This window comes from Streptosporangium sp. NPDC006930 (assembly GCF_040635605.1).
Lineage (GTDB): Bacteria > Actinomycetota > Actinomycetes > Streptosporangiales > Streptosporangiaceae > Streptosporangium.
The window spans coordinates 67,234-84,864 of sequence record NZ_JBEYID010000014.1 but is presented as its reverse complement, the minus strand read 5'-3'; the positions used below and the strand labels follow the sequence as shown (position 1 = coordinate 84,864).

The 17,631-nt window shown below is 71.9% G+C and carries 16 protein-coding genes; 3 read left to right on the top strand and 13 right to left on the bottom strand.

All coding sequences use genetic code 11. From position 1 onward, the window contains the following. Nucleotides 1–67: 67 nt before the first annotated feature. Together ABZ664_RS24070 and ABZ664_RS24065 are read left to right on the top strand one after the other, a co-directional pair. Nucleotides 68–1,495 carry a glycosyltransferase family 39 protein gene (locus ABZ664_RS24070; RefSeq protein ID WP_362514020.1) on the top strand — a complete coding sequence of 476 codons (1,428 nt, stop codon included), beginning with the start codon at nt 68–70 and terminating at the stop codon, nt 1,493–1,495. 127 nt (nt 1,496–1,622) lie between these two features. Further along, nucleotides 1,623–2,540 carry a DMT family transporter gene (locus ABZ664_RS24065; RefSeq protein ID WP_362514016.1) on the top strand — a complete coding sequence of 306 codons (918 nt, stop codon included), beginning with the start codon at nt 1,623–1,625 and terminating at the stop codon, nt 2,538–2,540. Nucleotides 2,541–2,662: 122 nt separating this feature from the next. Here the strand turns inward: ABZ664_RS24065 and ABZ664_RS24060 are convergent, their stop codons facing one another. The 11 genes from ABZ664_RS24060 to ABZ664_RS24010 all read right to left on the bottom strand — a co-directional run bounded on the left by ABZ664_RS24060 (nt 2,663) and on the right by ABZ664_RS24010 (nt 13,507). Continuing rightward, nucleotides 2,663–3,379 (bottom strand): GntR family transcriptional regulator, encoded by a 717-nt coding sequence (locus ABZ664_RS24060; protein ID WP_362514011.1) that lies wholly within the window; start codon nt 3,377–3,379, stop codon nt 2,663–2,665. Between the two features lie 114 nt (nt 3,380–3,493). Then, entirely contained in the window at nt 3,494–4,219 is a 726-nt protein-coding gene (locus ABZ664_RS24055) for an ABC transporter ATP-binding protein (RefSeq protein WP_362514007.1), read from the bottom strand. After that, on the bottom strand, nt 4,212–5,075 hold the full coding sequence (locus ABZ664_RS24050; protein WP_362514001.1) for an ABC transporter ATP-binding protein: 864 nt from the start codon (nt 5,073–5,075) through the stop codon (nt 4,212–4,214). The genes ABZ664_RS24055 and ABZ664_RS24050 overlap by 8 nt, the downstream gene beginning before the upstream one ends. Further along, nucleotides 5,072–6,079 (bottom strand): branched-chain amino acid ABC transporter permease, encoded by a 1,008-nt coding sequence (locus ABZ664_RS24045; protein ID WP_362513997.1) that lies wholly within the window; start codon nt 6,077–6,079, stop codon nt 5,072–5,074. Before ABZ664_RS24045 ends, ABZ664_RS24050 begins: the two co-directional genes overlap by 4 nt. Next, nucleotides 6,076–6,969 (bottom strand): branched-chain amino acid ABC transporter permease, encoded by an 894-nt coding sequence (locus tag ABZ664_RS24040; RefSeq protein WP_362513993.1) that lies wholly within the window; start codon nt 6,967–6,969, stop codon nt 6,076–6,078. Before ABZ664_RS24040 ends, ABZ664_RS24045 begins: the two co-directional genes overlap by 4 nt. After that, on the bottom strand, nt 6,966–8,138 hold the full coding sequence (locus tag ABZ664_RS24035; RefSeq protein WP_362513989.1) for a branched-chain amino acid ABC transporter substrate-binding protein: 1,173 nt from the start codon (nt 8,136–8,138) through the stop codon (nt 6,966–6,968). Before ABZ664_RS24035 ends, ABZ664_RS24040 begins: the two co-directional genes overlap by 4 nt. A 244-nt stretch (nt 8,139–8,382) precedes the next feature. After that, nucleotides 8,383–9,384, bottom strand: a complete 1,002-nt coding sequence (locus tag ABZ664_RS24030) for a proline racemase family protein (protein ID WP_362513984.1) — start codon at nt 9,382–9,384, stop codon at nt 8,383–8,385. A gap of 35 nt (nt 9,385–9,419) precedes the next feature. Next, nucleotides 9,420–10,313, bottom strand: a complete 894-nt coding sequence (locus tag ABZ664_RS24025) for a dihydrodipicolinate synthase family protein (protein ID WP_362513978.1) — start codon at nt 10,311–10,313, stop codon at nt 9,420–9,422. Continuing rightward, nucleotides 10,310–11,812, bottom strand: a complete 1,503-nt coding sequence (locus ABZ664_RS24020) for an FAD-dependent oxidoreductase (protein ID WP_362513973.1) — start codon at nt 11,810–11,812, stop codon at nt 10,310–10,312. The genes ABZ664_RS24025 and ABZ664_RS24020 overlap by 4 nt, the downstream gene beginning before the upstream one ends. Further along, nucleotides 11,809–12,162 (bottom strand): (2Fe-2S)-binding protein, encoded by a 354-nt coding sequence (locus tag ABZ664_RS24015; RefSeq protein ID WP_362513970.1) that lies wholly within the window; start codon nt 12,160–12,162, stop codon nt 11,809–11,811. The genes ABZ664_RS24020 and ABZ664_RS24015 overlap by 4 nt, the downstream gene beginning before the upstream one ends. Nucleotides 12,163–12,262: 100 nt before the next feature. Next, nucleotides 12,263–13,507 carry an FAD-dependent oxidoreductase gene (locus ABZ664_RS24010; protein ID WP_362513967.1) on the bottom strand — a complete coding sequence of 415 codons (1,245 nt, stop codon included), beginning with the start codon at nt 13,505–13,507 and terminating at the stop codon, nt 12,263–12,265. 232 nt (nt 13,508–13,739) lie between these two features. Here ABZ664_RS24010 and ABZ664_RS24005 point away from each other — a divergent pair, with 232 nt between their 5' ends. Continuing rightward, nucleotides 13,740–14,744, top strand: coding sequence for a COX15/CtaA family protein (locus tag ABZ664_RS24005; protein WP_362513964.1), 1,005 nt, complete (start codon nt 13,740–13,742; stop codon nt 14,742–14,744). A gap of 200 nt (nt 14,745–14,944) precedes the next feature. On the opposite strand, the gene ABZ664_RS24000 is transcribed toward ABZ664_RS24005, so the two are convergent. Both ABZ664_RS24000 and ABZ664_RS23995 read right to left on the bottom strand, forming a co-directional pair. After that, complete coding sequence (locus ABZ664_RS24000; RefSeq protein WP_362513961.1) at nt 14,945–16,186, bottom strand: PrsW family intramembrane metalloprotease; 1,242 nt, start codon at nt 16,184–16,186, stop codon at nt 14,945–14,947. Between the two features lie 358 nt (nt 16,187–16,544). Next, nucleotides 16,545–17,498, bottom strand: coding sequence for a heme o synthase (locus tag ABZ664_RS23995; RefSeq protein ID WP_350947761.1), 954 nt, complete (start codon nt 17,496–17,498; stop codon nt 16,545–16,547). Nucleotides 17,499–17,631 lie beyond the last annotated feature (133 nt).

The window sequence follows — 17,631 nt, the reverse complement described above, 5'->3', positions numbered from 1 at the left end:
TACCGGAACGCGATCTTCATCCCGGCCGGCGACACGGCATACGGGGCGAATCTGGCCAAGTTTGGCCATGGGGATCGTTGCCACGCTTGTCTCCGTCGCCGGCTCGTCCACGGTCTCCCAGTCGGGGGACGAACTCGCCACTCTCAGCGCGGCCCGCCGCGGCGCCGGAGGACTCTGGGAGCTGGCCCAGCACATCGACGGGCACTTCCTGCCCTACTACGGCTTCATGCACCTGTGGCTGGAGTTCGGGCAGGCCGAGTGGTGGATGCGCCTGCCCTCGGCGCTCGCGACGGGCGCGGCCACCGCGCTCATCGCCGACCTGGGCCGCCGGCTGAGCTCGCAGCCCGCCGGACTGGCCGCCGCCGCCGTCTACGTCTTCCTGCCCTCGGTCTCCTATCACGGGCAGAACATCCGCTCCTACGCGTTCGCCGCCGCCGCCGCGGTCCTGGCCACCTGGACGCTGTACCGGGCGATCGAGGAGCCGGGACGGCGCGGCGCCTGGTGGAGGTACGCGGCCGCCGTCGCGCTGCTGGGCTGCACGCAGGTGTTCGCGCTGCTCGTCCTCGCCGCCCACCTGCTCGCGGTCGGGTCGTACGGGCGGGGCGTCCTGCCCAGGGTGCTCGCCTGCATGGCCGTGGGCTGCGTCCCGGGGGCCGTCTGGACGGTAGTCGGCTTCGCCGAGCGGCACGCGATCAGCTGGATCACCCTGCCGGGACCCGACGTGTTCCTCGCCCTGCCCAAGATGGCCGGGGGCACCGCCCTGGCCGGGTGCGTGCTGCTCGCCGCCGCCGCGGCCGCCCCGTTCCTGGGCCGGAGACACGGTGCCGACCGGCTCTGGATCGTCCTGCTCGGCTCATGGGCGATTCTGCCGCCCCTGCTGCTGTTCGCCCTGTCCCACCTGGTCTCGCCGGTCTACGTCGACCGCTACCTGTTCGCGACGGTGCCCGCGTACGCGCTGCTGGCCGGACTCGCCCTCGCCGCGCTGCCCCACCTCGCCACCGGGATCGCGCTGGCGGGCGTCCTGGCGGCCGGGCTCCCCGGTCAGCTGGACCTGCGCGGGGAGGACGGGCACCACGAGAACTTCCCCCGGGCGGTACGGATCCTCGCGAGCGAGGGCCGGCCGGGCGACGCCCTCCTCTACGGGCGCTCCTCCCTGCGCGAGGGCTTCCGCTACTACGACCAGACGCGGCACGGCGGCAAAGGGCTGCCCGACGACGTGCTGCTCGCCGGGCCCGCGCCCCTGCCCCACTCCTTCGGCTACCCGGAGCGCTCCGACGTGGCCGCCGCCGTGGCCGGGCGCGAACGGGTCTGGGTGATCTGGCGGGGCGGGTCAGAGGCGGCCTCGCGCGTCGGCCGGGTGGTCACCCTGGTCAAGGAGGGATTCGTCCGGACCAGGTCCTGGCGGACGGGCCGCGTACCCGGCATGACCGTCGCGCTCTACACCCGCGCACCGGACGCCGGACGCCGCACGACCGGCGAGACTCCCCTCCCCTGACCTTTCGACGGGGCGAACCCTCGGAAGGGCCCTCCACGGAGCCGTCTCACATCACGGACGGCCGTGAAGACGGCGACCTCGGCAAGTAAGGTGTCACCTGTTGTTTTGCACATGACCGAGGAGAGTCGTGACCGCCGACGCCCTGGACGGGCCCGCCGAGCCGTACAAGCCGAGGCTGCCCAGGCCCGGAACGCTGCTGAGAGCGGCCTCCGACGCCATCCCGCCGTCGGGGCTGGTGCTGCTGGCCATCATGTCGGTGCAGGTGGGCGCGGGTCTGGCCAAGGACCTGTTCTCCCAGCTGCCGCCGAGCGCCGTGGTGTTCCTGCGGATCGCGACGGGTGCCCTGATCCTGGGAGCGGTCGTCAGACCCCGGTTGCGCGGGCTGTCCAGGGCGGACATCGGCGCCGGGGTGGCGTTCGGCGTGACGCTGGGCGTGATGAACCTGTCGTTCTACGAGGCGCTGGCCCGGCTGCCGATGGGCATCGCGGTGGCGATCGAGTTCCTCGGCCCGCTCGGCGTCGCGGTGGCGGCCTCGCGCCGCCGCCTCGACCTGTTCTGGGTCGTGCTCGCCGGGTCGGGCGTGGTGCTGCTCGCCCCGTGGGGCGGGGGCGCCTCCAGGATCAGCTGGGCCGGGATCGCCTTCGCCCTGGTGGCTGCGGTCTGCTGGGCCGGCTACATCCTGTTGTCGGCCTCGGTCGGCAGGCGTTTCCCCGGAACGAGCGGCCTCGCCCTGGCGATGATCGTCTCCTGCCTGCTGGTCGCCCCCGTCGGGATCGCCTCGGGTGGCGCCGACCTGCTCCAGCCCGAGCTGCTGCTGATCGGGCTCGGGGTGGGACTCCTGTCGTCGGTCATCCCCTACTCGATCGAGCTGGAGGCGCTGCGCAGGATGCCCAAACGGGTCTTCGGCATCCTGATGAGCCTGGAGCCCGCGATGGCCGCGCTGGCCGGGCTGCTGATCCTGGGCGAGGTGCTCCAGATGCGCGAGTGGGCCGCCATCGGCTGCGTGGTCATCGCCAGCGTCGGCGCCACCCGCAGCACCGGCTGACCCTCGGCTCCGGCATCGGTTCCACAGATCCGGTTACGGCGCCACCCACGGCCCTCCTGCCCCGCCCCGAGGCCTCTCCGGAGCATCGCCACTCCCGGCGGCCCGCTCTCAGGCCGCTCCGTTCATTCCTCGGGCCCCTCCGGCCCGCTGGCCCAGATGCCGCGGACGTGCCGGATGTGGTCGCGCATCAGCCGCTCGGCACCGCTCGCGTCTCCTTCGGAGAGCAGCGCGAGCAGCGTGAGGTGCTCTCGGGCGGAGTCGGTGAGGGCGCCCCGCCGGTGCAGGGAGGACAGGCCGTACAGACGGGCCCGGTTGCGCAGGTCGCGGACCACCTCCACGAGGCGGGAGTTGCCCGCCAGGGCGAGCAGGTCCAGGTGAAAGCGGATGTCTGCGTCGACGTACGCGAGAAGGTCGCCGCGCTCGGCGGCGTCGACGATCGCCTGGGCGAGCGGGCGCAGTGTCTCGAAGCTCGGCGCGCGCCCGGCGTCGGCCAGCTGGGCCACCGTGGGCACCTCGATGAGCCTGCGGATCTCGGTCAGCTCGTCCAGATCCCTGTCGGAAAGCTCCGTGACCCGGAAACCCTTGTTGCGTACCGCCTCGACCAGGCCCTCCTTGGCCAGGTCGAGCATGGCCTCGCGCACCGGGGTCGCCGAGACGCCGAACTGGGCGGCGAGCACCGGGGCCGAGTAGACCATGCCCGGCCTCATCTCACCGGTGATCAGGGCCGCCCTGAGCGCGTGGGCCACCTGCTCCCGCAGGCTCTGCCGCTCGCTCACGGTCGGCAGATCGAGCCGGCCGTCCGCCCTAGGAGCCATACCGGAGCCTCTCGTGTCGCTCACGTCCACGCCTGATCGGCGGAACCCGCCACCCTCCCATCCTCCCAGGCCATACGCCTGCCTCCGAACACCCGGGGGCCGATCTCCGGGGTACGGCGCCGGTGGTGGGTCCGCCGGTCACCCGCGTTCGCTCCCTCCGGTTCCGCCGAGGTAGGCCTCGACCACCCGAGGGTCTCTGCGCAGCTCGGCGGCGGGCCCTTCCAGGACGCACTCCCCGCTCTCGATCACGTAGCCGCGGTGGGCGATCCCGAGGGCGGCGACGGCGTTCTGCTCGACGAGCAGTACCGAGGTGCCCTGGGCGTTGATGCCCGCGATGAGCTCCATGATCGAGGCGACCACCAGGGGCGCCAGCCCCATGGAGGGCTCGTCGAGCAGCAGCAGCCGGGGGCCGGTGACGAGTGCCCTGCCGATCGCGAGCATCTGCTGCTCGCCGCCCGACAGCGTGCCCCCCTGCTGTGCGCGCCGCTCGGCCAGGCGCGGCAGCAGTTCGTAGACGCGGTCGATCCGCGTGCGGACCTCCGCCTGGTCGCGGACCAGGTAGCCGCCCAGCTGGAGGTTCTCGTGGACGCTGAGCGTGCTGAAGATCCTGCGGCCCTCCGGCACGTGCACCAGGCCTCGCGCGGTGATCCTGTGCGGTTTCCGCCTGGTGATCTCCTTCCCTTCGAAGAGCACCCTGCCGCCGCTGGGCCGCAGCAGTCCCGAGACCGCGCAGAGCGTGGTGGTCTTGCCCGCGCCGTTGTTGCCCAGCAGGGCGACGATCTCACCTTCGGCGACGCCGAGGGACAGGCCGCGCAGGGCGTGTACGCCGCCGTAGTGGACGTCCAGCCCGTCGATGTCAAGCATCGGTGTCTCCCCCGGCCGCGCTGTCCTTCCCCGTGACCTCTTCGCCCGCGCCGTCCTTCTTCACCGTCACGGCTTCGCCGGTCCCGTCGTTCGCGGAGGTGTCGCCACCGAGGTAGGCCTCGATGACGGCCGGATCTCGCCGGACGTCCTCTGGCCGGCCGTCGGCGATCTCCCTGCCGAAGTTGAGCACGACCACGCGTTCGGAGACCTCCATGACCAGGCCCATGTCGTGTTCGATGAGCACGATGGCCACCCCCAGCGCCTGGATGCGCCGGATCAGGTCGAGCATCTCGGCCTTCCCGCCGTGGTTGAGCCCGGCCGCGGGCTCGTCGAGCAGCAGCAGGTCGGGACGCCGGGCGAGCGCACGGGCTATCTCGGTGCGGCGCTGCTCACCATAGGGAAGGTTCCTCGCCTGTCCGTACCTGTCACCGCGCAGGCCGACGAAGTCCAGCCAGTGGTGGGCCTGCTCGGTGCACTCGCGCTCGGAGCGCCGGTAGCGCGGGGTGTGCAGCAGGGCGTCCAGGACGCTCTGACGCAGCCACAGGTGCGATCCGGCGCGTACGTTGTCCAGGACCGACAACTCGCCGAACAGCCGCAGGTTCTGGAAGGTCCGCGCGACGCCCAGACCCGCGATCGCCGAGGGCCGCAGCCCCGGCAGGTCCCTGCCGCGCAGGGTGATCCGGCCCGAGGTCGGCCGGTAGAAACCGGTGACGCAGTTGAAGGCCGACGTCTTGCCCGCCCCGTTGGGCCCGATCACGGAGACGATCTCCGCCTCGCGCACCGAGAACGACAGGCCGTCGATCGCCACCAGCCCGCCGAAGGTCAGGCGCAGGTCGGTCACGCTCAGCAGGCTCACGGGACCTCCTTGGATCGGGCCGGCCAGATGCCCTGCGGCCGCAGCAGCATGAAGGCGATGAGCAGTACGCCGAACAGGAAGAACCGGTAGTCGGCGAGGTCGCGCAGGATCTCCGGCAGGATGCTGATCACCACGGCCCCGACGACGACGCCGGGCGTCGATCCCATGCCTCCCAGGACCACGGCCATGAGCACCAGCGCCGACGACAGGAAGGTGAAACTGCCCGGCGAGATGGCCGACAGCTGCGCGGCGAACAGCACCCCGGCCATGCCGCCCCAGACCGCCCCGGCGATGTAGGCGGCGAGCTTGACCCGGTAGGTGTGCACGCCCATCGCCTCGGCGGCGTCCTCGTCCTCCCGGACGAAGCGCCAGGCCCTGCCCAGGCGGGAGCGGCCCAGCCGCGCCGCGCCGAGGACGGCCAGCGAGACGACGGCCACGGTGACGTAGTAGAAGAGCGCCGGGCTCTCGACCAGGTGCGGGATGCCGTAGATCCCCGAGGGGCCGCCGGTGACGTCCAGGTTGTTGGCGGTGATCCGGATGATCTCGCCGAAGCCGAGGGTGACGATGGCGAGGTAGTCGCTGCGCAGGCGCAGCGTGGGGGCGCCGATCACGATCCCCGCGATGACCGTGGCCACGAGCACGGCGGGCACCGTGGCCAGCAGCGGCAGGTCGAAGCGGGTGGCCAGCACGCCGCTGGTGTAGGCGCCGACCGCGAAGAAGGCGACGTAGCCCAGGTCGAGCAGGCCGCAGTAGCCGACCACGATGTTCAGCCCGGCGGCGAGCATCACGGCGATGGCCGCGCTGGTCATGACCGACAGCGCGTACGGCGTGGCGTTGACGAAGGGCGCCAGCAGCGCGATCAGCAGCCCGGCGAGCCCTGCCCACCGGTTCTGCATCAGCTTCGACGCCCGGCTGGGCGGCCTGTCGGTGCCGAGGCGGCGGACCTTGGTCGTCCTCGCTCCCGCAGGCCCGGCGGGTCCGGTGGGGCCGACGGTCCCGGTCATACGCGCTCCGTGACGCGCTCGCCGAGCAGGCCGGTGGGCCGCACCGTCAGGAACAGGATCAGCACCCCGAAGGCGAACACGTCACGCCACTCACCGCCCAGCCAGAACGTGCCGAACGACTCCAGCAGCCCGAGCAGCAGGCCGCCGAGCATCGTGCCCGGGATGTTGCCGATACCCCCGATGACGGCCGCCGTGAAGGCCTTGAGCCCGATCAGGAAGCCCATCATGAAGTCGATCTTGCCGTAGTAGGCGCCTGCCATCACGCCCGCGGCCCCCGCCAGCGCCGAGCCGATGAAGAAGGTGCGGGAGATGACCGCGTTGACGTCGATGCCCATCAGCGCGCTGGTGCGCGGGTCCAGCGCGATGGCCCGCATCGCCCTGCCCTCGCGGGTGCGGGTGACCAGCAGGTTGAGCCCGGCCATGAGGAGCACCGCCACGCCGATCAGGACGACCTGCTGCACGGTGAGCCTGGCGCCGAGGATCTCCAGCGAGGTGCCGCCCAACCGCACCGGGTAGACCCGCGGGTCGGCCCCGGCCACCGCGCGCATCCCGTACTCCAGCGCGAAGGAGGCCCCGACCGCGGTGATCAGCAGGGACAGCCTCGGGGCGCGGCGGAGCGGACGGTAGGCGATCCGCTCCAGCGCCACCCCTGCCAGGCCGGTGGCGAGCATGGTCGCCAGGAGCACCGCGAGCAGCAGCGGCAGTGCCATCGAGGAGGACACGCCGCCGACCGCGCCGAGGATGGCGAAACCGGCGAACGCGCCGAGCATGTACAGGTCGCCGTGGGCGAAGTTGAGCAGCTTGATGATCCCGTAGACCATGCTGTACCCCAGGGCGACCAGGGCGTAGAACGAGCCGACGAACAGCCCGTTCCAGACGAGCTGCGTCATTTAAGGGCGTCCTGCAGGGCGAACCTGTCGTCCTTGACGACGAGGATCTGGAAGCCGCCGTTCGCCAGGGTGTGCTCCGGGGTGAACTTCAGCGGCCCGGAGAACATCGAGAAGCCGTCGATCGCCTCAAGCGCCGCGATGACCTTGTCGCCGTCGGTGGCGCCCGCCTTGGTGACCGCCTCGGCGGCGAGCCGCACCGCGTCGTAGGCCTGGTTGGAGTACGGGCCCGGCTCGGAGGAGTACTTCTTCTTGTACGCCTCGATCCAGCCCTCGGCGCCCTGGAGGGTGTCGGGCGTCTGGGTCATCGTCGCGTACAGGCCCTCGGCGGCCTCGTCTCCGGCGATCTCGACCAGCTTGGGGGAGACCGAGCCGTCGCCGACCATGATGGAGCCCTTGTATCCGGCCTGCCTGAGCTGGCGCGCGATCAGTCCGCCCTCCTGGAAGTAGCCGGTCCAGTAGACGAAGTCGGGCTTCTTGGCCAGCACGTTGGTGATGTTGGCGCTGTAGTCGCTCTCCTTCGGGGTGACCGCCTCGGTGATCACGGCCTCGGCTCCGCCGGGGGCCTCCAGGAGTGCCTGGGTGCGCAGCGCGATGTCCTTGGAGTAGCTGGTGTTGTCGTGCATGAGCGCGACGCTCTTGGAACCCTGCTTGGTGATCCACTTCTCCGCGGCCGCGGCCTGCTGGGAGCCCGTGCCGTTGATCAGGAAGACGTGCTTGAGCTTCTGGTCGACCAGTTCCTGGGAGTTGGCGGCCGGGATGATCATCGGGATTCCGGCCTTGCCGAAGATCGGCAGGGTGGGGAGCGTCGCACCGGAGCAGTAGCCGCCCACGGAGACGTCGATCCCCTCGGTGACCAGCTTGTTCGCGCCCGCCGCCGCGGACTGGGCGTCACAGGCGTCGTCGGCGGTCTTCAGTTCCAGTTGGCGGCCGAGCACGCCGCCCTTGGCGTTGATCTCGTCGATCGCGAGCTGCGCCGCGTTGCTCATATAGGGGCCGATCGCGGCCTCGCTGCCCGACTGCGGGATCAGCATGCCGAGGACGATCGGCTCGTTCTTCTCCGCGGTCGCCTGGCCCGCGCCTCCGTCACCGAGCAGCCCTTGGCCGCATCCGGTGACCAGGAGACCGAGGACGGCCAGCGACGTGAAGCACTTCAGGGGGGTGGCACGCATGTGCGGCTCCTCACATCTAGTGATGTGTGATATTGCACGTGTAATGCAAGTGCACGTCAAGGGCCGAAACAAGACCGTTAACGTTGAGACGTCGTTTCCCCGCGATGCGGCACCCAGCGTGAGGAGCGCCGGGAAAGGCGGCGTATCCGCAGCTCAGGCGGCTCGTATCGAGCCGGCACGCTCCGGTGTCACAGCCCTGGTGTCACAGCCCTGGCGTCACAGCCCTGGCGTCACAGCCCTGGCGTCACAGGAGGAAACCTTCGGGGAACGGGTCGCGGGGGTCGAGGAAGTACTGGGCGGTGCCGGTGACCCACGCACGCCCGGTGATCGTGGGAACCACCGCGGGCAGGCCCCCCACCTCCGTCTGGGCCACGAGCCGCCCGACGAAGCGGGTGCCGATGAACGACTCGTTCACGAAGCCCACCTCCAGGGGGAGCTCGCCCCTGGCGTGCAGCTGGGCCATCCGGGCGCTGGTGCCGGTGCCGCACGGCGAGCGGTCGAACCAGCCGGGGTGGATCGCCATCGCGTGCCGCGAGTGCCGGGCGTCGGAACCTGGCGCGGTGAACTGCACGTGGTGGCAGCCGCGGATGCCCGGGTCCAGCGGATGGACGGGCTCGTCCCGCTCATTGATCGCCTCCATGATCGCCAGGCCCGCGTCGAGGATCCGCTGCTTGTGCGAGCGGTCGAACGGCAGGCCCACCGACTCGATGGGCAGGATCGCGTAGTAGTTGCCGCCGTAGGCGAGGTCGTAGACGACCTCCCCGACGCCGGGCACCTTGACCGCGCGGTCCAGCCCGGCACTGAAGGAGGGCACGTTGGTGATGGTCACCTCCGCGGCGGCGCCGTCCTCGACCCTGACCTCGGCGACGACCAGCCCGGCCGGGGTGTCCAGCCGGATGACGGTGACCGGCTCGGCGACCTCGACCATGCCGGTCTCGACCAGGACGGTGGCGACGCCGATGGTGCCGTGCCCGCACATGGGCAGGCAACCGGAGACCTCGATGTAGAGCACGCCGTAGTCGGCGTCGGGCCGGGTGGGCGGTTGCAGGATGGCCCCGCTCATCGCCGAGTGGCCACGCGGCTCGTACATGAGCAGGGTGCGGACGTGGTCCATCTCGGCGAGGAAGTACTCGCGCCGCTCGGCCATGGTCGAGCCGGGGATGACCCCCACTCCCCCGGTGATCACCCGGGTGGGCATGCCCTCGGTGTGGGAGTCCACCGCGTGGAAGATCCTCTTCGTTCTCATCGACGCTCCTCGCGGGAAGGGGGTACGGGGACGATCTAGCGCAGTCCCTCGGCGAGGGCCTTCTCCGTCGCGGCGCGTACGGCGGCCTCCTGCTCGGGGACCAGGGCGAGCCTGGGCGGGCGGCACGGGCCGCCGCGGCGTCCGGCCAGGTCCATGGAGAGCTTGATCGCCTGGACGAACACCGGCCTGGAGTCCCAGCGAAGCAGCGGGTGCAGCGCGCGGTAGAGCGGAAGCGCGGTGGCCGTGTCCCCCGCGGCCGCCGCCCGGTACAGGGCGACGGTCGACTCGGGCAGCGCGTTGGGGAATCCGGCCACCCAGCCGACCGCCCCGGCGGTGACCAGCTCCAGCAGTACGTCGTCGGCCCCGGCCAGCACGTCCAACTCGGGGGCGAGCTCGGCGATCTCGTAGATCCGCCGGACGTCACCGCTGAACTCCTTCACCCCGACGATCAGACCCTCGGCGTGCAGGGTGGCCAGCAACCGGGGGGTGAGGTCCACCCGGGTGTCGAAGGGGTTGTTGTAGGCCACCACCGGCAGACCGGCCGCGGCCACCTCGCGGTAGTGCTCCACCACGGTCCTGTCGTCGGCGCGGTAGGCGTTCGGCGGGAGCAGCATCACCGCACGGCACCCGGCCTCCCCCGCCTGCTCGGCCCAGCGACGGGCCTCCAGGGCGCCGTAGGCCGCGACACCCGGCATGACGCGGTCGCCGCCCACGGCCGCGACCGCGGTCTCCACGACCGAGGCCCGCTCCCGGGGGGTGAGCGTCTGGTACTCGCCCAGCGATCCGTTCGGCACGACGCCGTCGCACCCGGAGGCGACCAGCCACCGGCAGTGTTCGGCGTAGCCGTCCAGGTCGACGGAGAGGTCGGCGTCCAGGGGCAGCGCGGTGGCCACCGTCACACCGTGCCAGGGCTTCGCGGGGGTCGTCATCGTTCGTCCTTCCGAGGGGGTTCGGGCCGATCCGTCGCCGGGGCCGAGGGAGGTTCGGCACGTGCCGGACGCGAGAGAACCTCCGGTGCGCCCGTCTCCGCCTCCTCCGGGGCCGGGAGTGCCTCCCCTCGGCCGGGGGAGGCGAACGTCGCCACGGCGAGGTCGCCGAGCCTGACGGGCTGGGCGATCGGGCGCCGGGGCGGCGCGGGATCCTCCCCGACGAGGCACGCGACCGCGTAGCCGCACATCCTGCCCTGGCACCATCCCATCCCCGGGCGCGCGAGAAGCTTGACGGAGCGCGCGTCGACGGCACCCATGGCCTGTGCCTGACGTACGGCCGCCAGGGGCACCTCCTCGCAGCGGCACACGAGGGTGTCGTCGCGGAGCCAGTCCCGCCAGCCGGCCCGTACCGGGTAGGCCTCCTGCAGGGCGTGCGCGAAGGCGGAGAGCCGGGCCGCGCGCCGGGTCAGGGCCGGATCGGGAGCGACCGGGCGGCCCAGGTCGGCGGCGGCGGACCGGCCCGCGACGCGTCCCTCCACCTCGGCGAGCACGGCTCCGCCGACACCGGTGGACTCCCCCGCCGCGTAGACACCGGGCACGCTGGTGCGCATGCCCGCGTCCACCGCGACGACCGGGCTGCCGTCGGGGTCGCGGCGGGTGGCGCAGTCCAGCTGGACCGGCAGGTCGAGCTGGGGGACGAATCCGTAGCCGCAGGCGAGGGTGTCGCACTCGACGGTTCTCGTCGAGACCGGCCGCCAGTCGCCGTCCAGGCTCGCCACGGTGACGTGGGTCAGCGCGCTGTCGCCGTGCGCGGCGACCACCGCCTCGCGGCGGCGGTACGGGATCCGGTGGCGGGCCAGGCGCGCCCCGTACCCGAGGGCCTCCCCTACCCGGCCCGCGGCGAGCAGCGGGTGCCTGGCGAGCCCGAACCCGCCGTTCGCCTCGTGGACGCCGAGCACCCGCGCCCCGGCGTCCGCCAGGCCCGCGGCGACGGGCAGCAGGAACGGGCCGGTGCCTGCGACCACGACCCTGCTTCCCGCACCGACAAGGTCGCCCTTGAGCAGTGCCTGCGCGCCGCCCGCGGTGAGCACCCCCGGCAGGTCCCAGCCGGGGAACGGCAGCGGCCGGTCGTACGCGCCGGTGGCGATCAACAGCCCTCGCGCGGTCACCGTGCGGGGCCGCTCCTCGCGGTCTCCCTCCAGGCACCGTACGGTGATCGCGCCGTCCGTGCGTTCGACCGCCCAGACCCGGTGGCGCAGGAGCAGCTCGGCGCGCTCGCGAAGCGTCTCCCACTGGCGGGTGAACCTGTCGAGCCCGCGGTGGAGCGCGCCGGGCCGTGCGGCGCGGAAGCCCTCGGCGGGGTGCCGGAAGTACTGGCCGCCCGGCCTGGCGGCCCCGTCGACCAGCACGACGTCCAGTCCCGCGAGGGCCGCGGTGAGCGCGCCCGCGACCCCGGCGGGACCCGCGCCGACCACGGCGAGATCGTAGATCCGCGTCATCGGCCGCTCACCCCCGGTCCGGCCTCGCCCTCCGGGGCCTCCGGCAGGTCCTGGGACGCAGGTGGGGAGCCGCCGGTGGTCACCCGGTCTCCCGGGAGCGCCTCGGTCAGGCAGGCGCGCAGGGAGGGGGTTCCGTTCACCGTGACCAGGCAGTCGAAACAGACCCCGATGCCGCAGAACAGCCCGCGCGCTCTCCCGCCGAACCTGGTGGTGCGCCAGGAGCGGATGCCCGCGCCGTGCATGGCGGCGCCGACGCTCTGGCCGGGGATCACCGGGACGGGAGCGCCGTCCACGCTGATCTCGAACTCCGGCTCGGGCCGCGCTCCCACCAGGCGGTACGGATCCCTCATCGGGCACCTCCGTGGGAAGGATCCCGGTTGTGGCTTCGGTTCGAGCTCGGACTCCGCTCCGGCCCCGGACCTCGGCTCCGGTTCAGGCTCGGGGAGCAGGTCAAGACGCCTCCCGGGTGAAGCGGTCAGGACGGAAGGGAGTGAGGTCCAGGTCGGGGCTGAGGCCGGCCAGGAGCTGGGCGATCAGGTGGCCGGTGGCCGGGGCCAGGCCGATGCCCGCCCCCTCGTGACCGCAGGCGTGGTAGAGCCCCCGAGCTCGGGGATCCTCCCCGATCACCGGAAGATGGTCTGGGCAGTAGGGGCGGAAACCGCAGTAGGCGCGGATCACCCGGTACGCCGCCAGGGCGGGGAACAGCTCCACGGCCTGACGGGCGAGACGTTCGAGCACCGGGACCGACATCGTGCGGTCGAAGCCGACCCGCTCGCGGCTGGCGCCGATGAGCACGGGCCCCGGCGGGGTGCTCTCCACGACGGCGGACGTCTGCAGCCCCTCCGAGTCGCTGGCCACCGCGGTGACGTAGGCGGCCGTGTAGACCTTGTGCCTGATCAAGGGCCCGGCGAGCGGCTCGGTGACCATGATGAAGCCGCGCCTGGGCAGGATCGGGACGTGCGCGCCGGCGAGCGCGGCGAGCTCGCCGCCCCAGGTGCCCGCGGCGTTGACGACGGCTCCGGCGAGAATGTCACCGTGGTCGGTGGTGACCCCGGCGATCCGGTCGCCGTCGCGGACGAAGCCGGTCACCGTGACGCCCGTGCGCAGCATCAGGGCGCCGCGACCGAACCGTTCCGCGCCTCTCCGGATGAGGGAGGCCGCCGCCAGCATGGGCTGGACCTGGGCGTCCTGCGGGTAGAACACGCCTCCGGCGAGCCCTTTCGCCAGGTGGGGCTCGTAGTCGCCGAGCTCCCCCGCGGCGACGGCGACGTGCTCGACCCCCTGTTTTCCCGCCAGGTCGGTGAGCGTCTCCAGGATCTCGTCCGTCTCGGCCACCACCAGGCCGCCCTTGGCCTCGAACTCGAACCCGCCGCCCGTGACGGGCCGGTCCATGACGCCCGCTCCCCCACCGCCCGGTCCGGCGTCGACGCGCTCGTCCCTCGGCGCGCCGTTTCGGACCCCGCCCTCTGGCGCGGCCCCCGCCAGGTCACGCCAGAGCCGGTTGGAGAGCAGTGCCAGGTCGAGTTCGGGTCCCGGCTCCTTGTCGGAGACCAGGATGTTGCCCTCGCCCGCACCCGTCGTACCGCCCGCCACCGCACCCCGGTCGACGACCACGACGTCCAGCCCCGCGCGGGCGGCGTAGTAGGCGCAGGCGGCCCCCACGACCCCGGCACCGACGACCACGACGTCCGGCATCTCTCACCTCGCTCCCGCGCCTCGGGCCCGCCAGTAATATGTCACATACCTTTTAACGGATCAAGGCATCTAAACGGACATCACACGCAAAACTTCGGTTCAAGCCCACCCCTACCCCCGGGGGCGTACGGCACGCCGTCCCATGGCCCGCGCCTCGCACCGGTGGCCGCCATCCGGGGTCCCCCCGGGGTCCGCGGCGGGACCACCCCCCTCGCCGCCTAGCATGTGAGCCGTGAACCACCTCCTTGACCAGGCTCGCCGTCATGCCGCCGGATCGGCGCGAATCGTGGGGCCGCCGACCTTCCTCACCCTGCGCCGCTGGGCGCTGGCGGCGGTCGTCGTCAACGTCGGGATCACGGTGACGGGCGCCGCGGTGCGGGTCAGCGGGTCCGGCCTGGGCTGCCCCACCTGGCCACGGTGCACGCCGGAGAGCTTCATCCCGGTGGCCCACGACGAGATCTCACCGCTGAACATGGCGATCGAGTTCGGCAACCGGATGCTCACCTTCCTGGTGCTCGCGGTCGGCGTGGCCTGCCTGATCGCCGCCCTGCGGCTACCGGCCCGCCGCCCCGACCTGGTGAGGCTGGCCTGGCTGCAACCGATCGGCGTGGCCTTCCAAGGACTTTGGGGCGGCCTGGTCGTGCGCAGCGCGCTCAACCCGGTCACCGTGAGCGTGCACTTCCTCGCCTCCATCGGCATGATCGCCGCGGCGTACGCGCTGTACGCCCGCGCCGCCCTGAACGAGAGCCCGGGCGACGACTCCCCGCCCCGGCAGCGGATCCACCGCCATGTCCGCACGCTCGTCTTCGGGCTCGTCGCCGCCGTGTTCACCCTGCTCGTCGTGGGCGTGGTGGTGACCGGCACCGGGCCGCACTCGGGCGACGAGATGGCCTCCCGGTTCGGCTTCGACATCGAGACCGTGGCGAGGATCCACGCCGACGTCGCCTACGTGGTGATCGGCCTCACCTTCGCGCTGGCGTTCGCGCTGCACATCACCGACGCGCCCGGGTACACCCGGCGGGCCGCGTGGACGCTGCTGGGCGTGGAGGCCGCGCAGGGGGTCATCGGATACGTCCAGTACTTCCTGGGCGTGCCCGCGGCTTTGGTCAACCTGCACGTGCTCGGCGCGACCCTGGTCTGGATCTGCACGCTGCGGGTGGTCTTCGCGACCGGCTCACATGGGCCGCGAAAGGCCTCGGAGGCGGTCACCGGCGAGCTCGATCCCGTCCGCGTCTGAGGCCCCTGTGACGCGCGCCCGCGACGCGCCCCCCGCAGGCGAAGGCCCCCCATGCATGAGCCGACCGTGACACACGTCCGCGTCTGAGCCGATCCGAGGCCCGACCCCGCGCTCCGATCCGGTACGGAGAAGATGATCCTCCGCATCGGATCGAACACGGCCCCCCGACGAGAGGGCGGGTTTCGCGGGTGCGAACGCGCCTAGTGGAACGGCCCGCCCGGCGGCGGGTGACCGGGGAGGCCACCCTGCGGATAAGGAGGGCCGTCCTGCGGGTGGGACGGGCCGGAGGCGTGGCTCGCCGGAGCGTTCCCCGTGACGGGCGGCCCGGGAAACTGGGCGCGGGCACCGGCCATGCACTCCAGCAGCGCCCGCTGCTCCTCGTTGAAGGTGCGCTCGTCGATCACGTGGCCCCTCGCCCGCTCGTGGAGCAGGCCGAGCTCGGTGGCCGCGAGCTGGTAGTCGCTCATCGCCCGCAGGGACGTCCTGCCCCCGTGCTGCTTGGCCCACTGCCGGGCGTGGCGGCGCCCCTGCAGGGAGGAGAGCATCACCACGTCGCCCGAGGACACCAGCCCCGTCGCCCAGTAGGCGGGCAGGTAGGTCTGGATGAGCCCGATGATGCGCTTGCGGTCGCGGAAGATGATCCAGATCAGCACGAACAGCACGACCATCAGCAGCAGGTAGGCGACGGCCAGGCCGCCGAGGCCGACGTAGGAGACGAAGCCGTTCCAGATGCCGTGCAGCAGCATCGCACCGACCCACCCGGCCGCGATGACGAAGATCCGCCCAGGCCCCCGGCGCTGCGCCGCGTAGGCCACCGCGACACCGATCATGGAGGTGAACAGCGGGTGCGCGAACGGCGAGAGGACCCCGCGCAGCACCACGGTCACCGCCAGGCCCTGCGCGCCCAGCTCGTTGAGCGCGGCCACGTAGTAGCTGACGTTCTCGCTCATGGCGAAGCCGAGGCCGACCATGCTGGCGTAGATGATGCCGTCGGTGGGCCCGTCCAGCTCGGCGCGCCTGAACCTGAGCAGGCCCAGCAGGACCAGGCCCTTCATCGTCTCCTCGACCACGGGTGCGCCGAAGGTGGCGGCGATGTTGCGCGCGTAGTCGTAGCCCAGCTGGACGGTGTTCTCGATGTAGACGAGGTTGAAGGAGTTGATCACTCCGGCGACCAGGACCGCGACCCCCGCGCCCCAGGCGAACGCGAAGATCAGGTTGCCGCGCGGCTCGGGCTCGATGCGGTCGAGCGCCAGCACCGCGGCCAGCAGCACCGGGACGGGCGCCAGCGCGAGGCACAGGGCGATGAAGAAGTAGACCGGATCGCCGTTCAGCACGTCGAAGGAGAACGACACCAGGGCGCACACTCCGGTGAGGACGAGCCCGACGATCAGTCCGACCGACGGACGGTCCCTGAGCACCCAGCGGGGGTCACGGCCGGCCATGTGGCCACCGTAACCCTTGGTGTCCACCCTACGACTCGAATCGGGAGATTATCGGCCGAAGGTTGACACACCTCGCCCCACCGCCACCCCTCGGCCACCCTCCGCCGAAAAGCAGGTGAGGCCCGCGAACCGGGCCGGCCACCTCGGATCCGTAGACCATGCCGAGCGATGAGCCGCGCTCGCGGCCGGAACCGGAATCAGGCTCCCGGGATTTACCGAAGACCACGAAACACCCTCCCCACGGTCAGGCCCACCCCAGGCCGGTCAAGAGAACATCTTCCCCCGGGAGACGTCTCCCCCGCCGCCGGGGCACGGAAACGGGCACAGCCCGAGGAGACCGCGCGAGACGATCCGGGTCTCAGACGAGCATCGAGTCGATGGCGACGGCCAGGAAGAGCAGCGCCAGATAGGCGTTGGACCAGTGGAAGAAGCGCATCGGGCGCAGGTCGACACCGGTCTTGCCCGCGTTGACCCGGGCCAGGAGGCGGTGGACCTCCCACAGGCAGGCGGCGCCGAGGACGACGGCCACCGCGGGGTAGAGAAGGGTGGTCCCGGCCACCGGCCACAGCAGCAACGAGCACAGCACCGTGGCCCAGGTGTAGACGATGCTCTCCAGCACCACGCGGCGCTCGGTGGCGACCACGGGAAGCATTGGCACCTTCGCCGCCGCGTAGTCCTCCCTGTAGCGCATCGCGAGGGTCCAGGTGTGCGGCGGCGTCCAGAAGAACACCACGCCGAAGAGCACCACGGGGGCCCAGTCGAGGCGGCCGGTGACACCCGCCCAGCCGATCAGCACGGGCATGCAGCCGGCGAGGCCTCCCCACACCACGTTCTGCGAGGTCCGGCGCTTGAGGATCATCGAGTAGACGAGCACGTAGAACAGGTTCGCGGCCAGCGACAGGCCCGCGGCGAGCCAGTTCACCGCCAGGCCGAGTCCAACGGTGGACACCACACCGAGGATGAGCCCGAAGATCAGCGCGTTCGTCGGCGGCACCAGGTCGCGGGCGAGCGGGCGGCGCCGGGTGCGGCGCATGGCGGCGTCGATGTCGCGGTCGATGTAGCAGTTCAGCGCGTTCGCGCTGCCGGCCGACAGGGTGCCGAACACCAGGGTGTTGACGGCGATCCACAGCGGCGGCAGCCCCTTGGCGGCCAGGAACATCACCGGCAGCGTCGTTATCAGCAGCAGCTCGATGATCCGCGGCTTCGTGAGGGCGACGTAGGCCTTCACGACGTCGCCGAAGGAGCGCGGCGCGGCCTCGGTGGCCGTGCCCGCCTCGGGCGGGGCCGTCGATTGCTTGTCGGTGAGCACCATCTAAGGTGCTTCCAGCACGTGCGGGGTCAACGCGTAACCTCTGATTAGAGCGGATCCGAGAATGCGGGCACCAGCCGGCCCTGAGGACTCACTGTAGTTGCAGGGGAGGCCGGTCCCGGCACGGGGTGCGGAA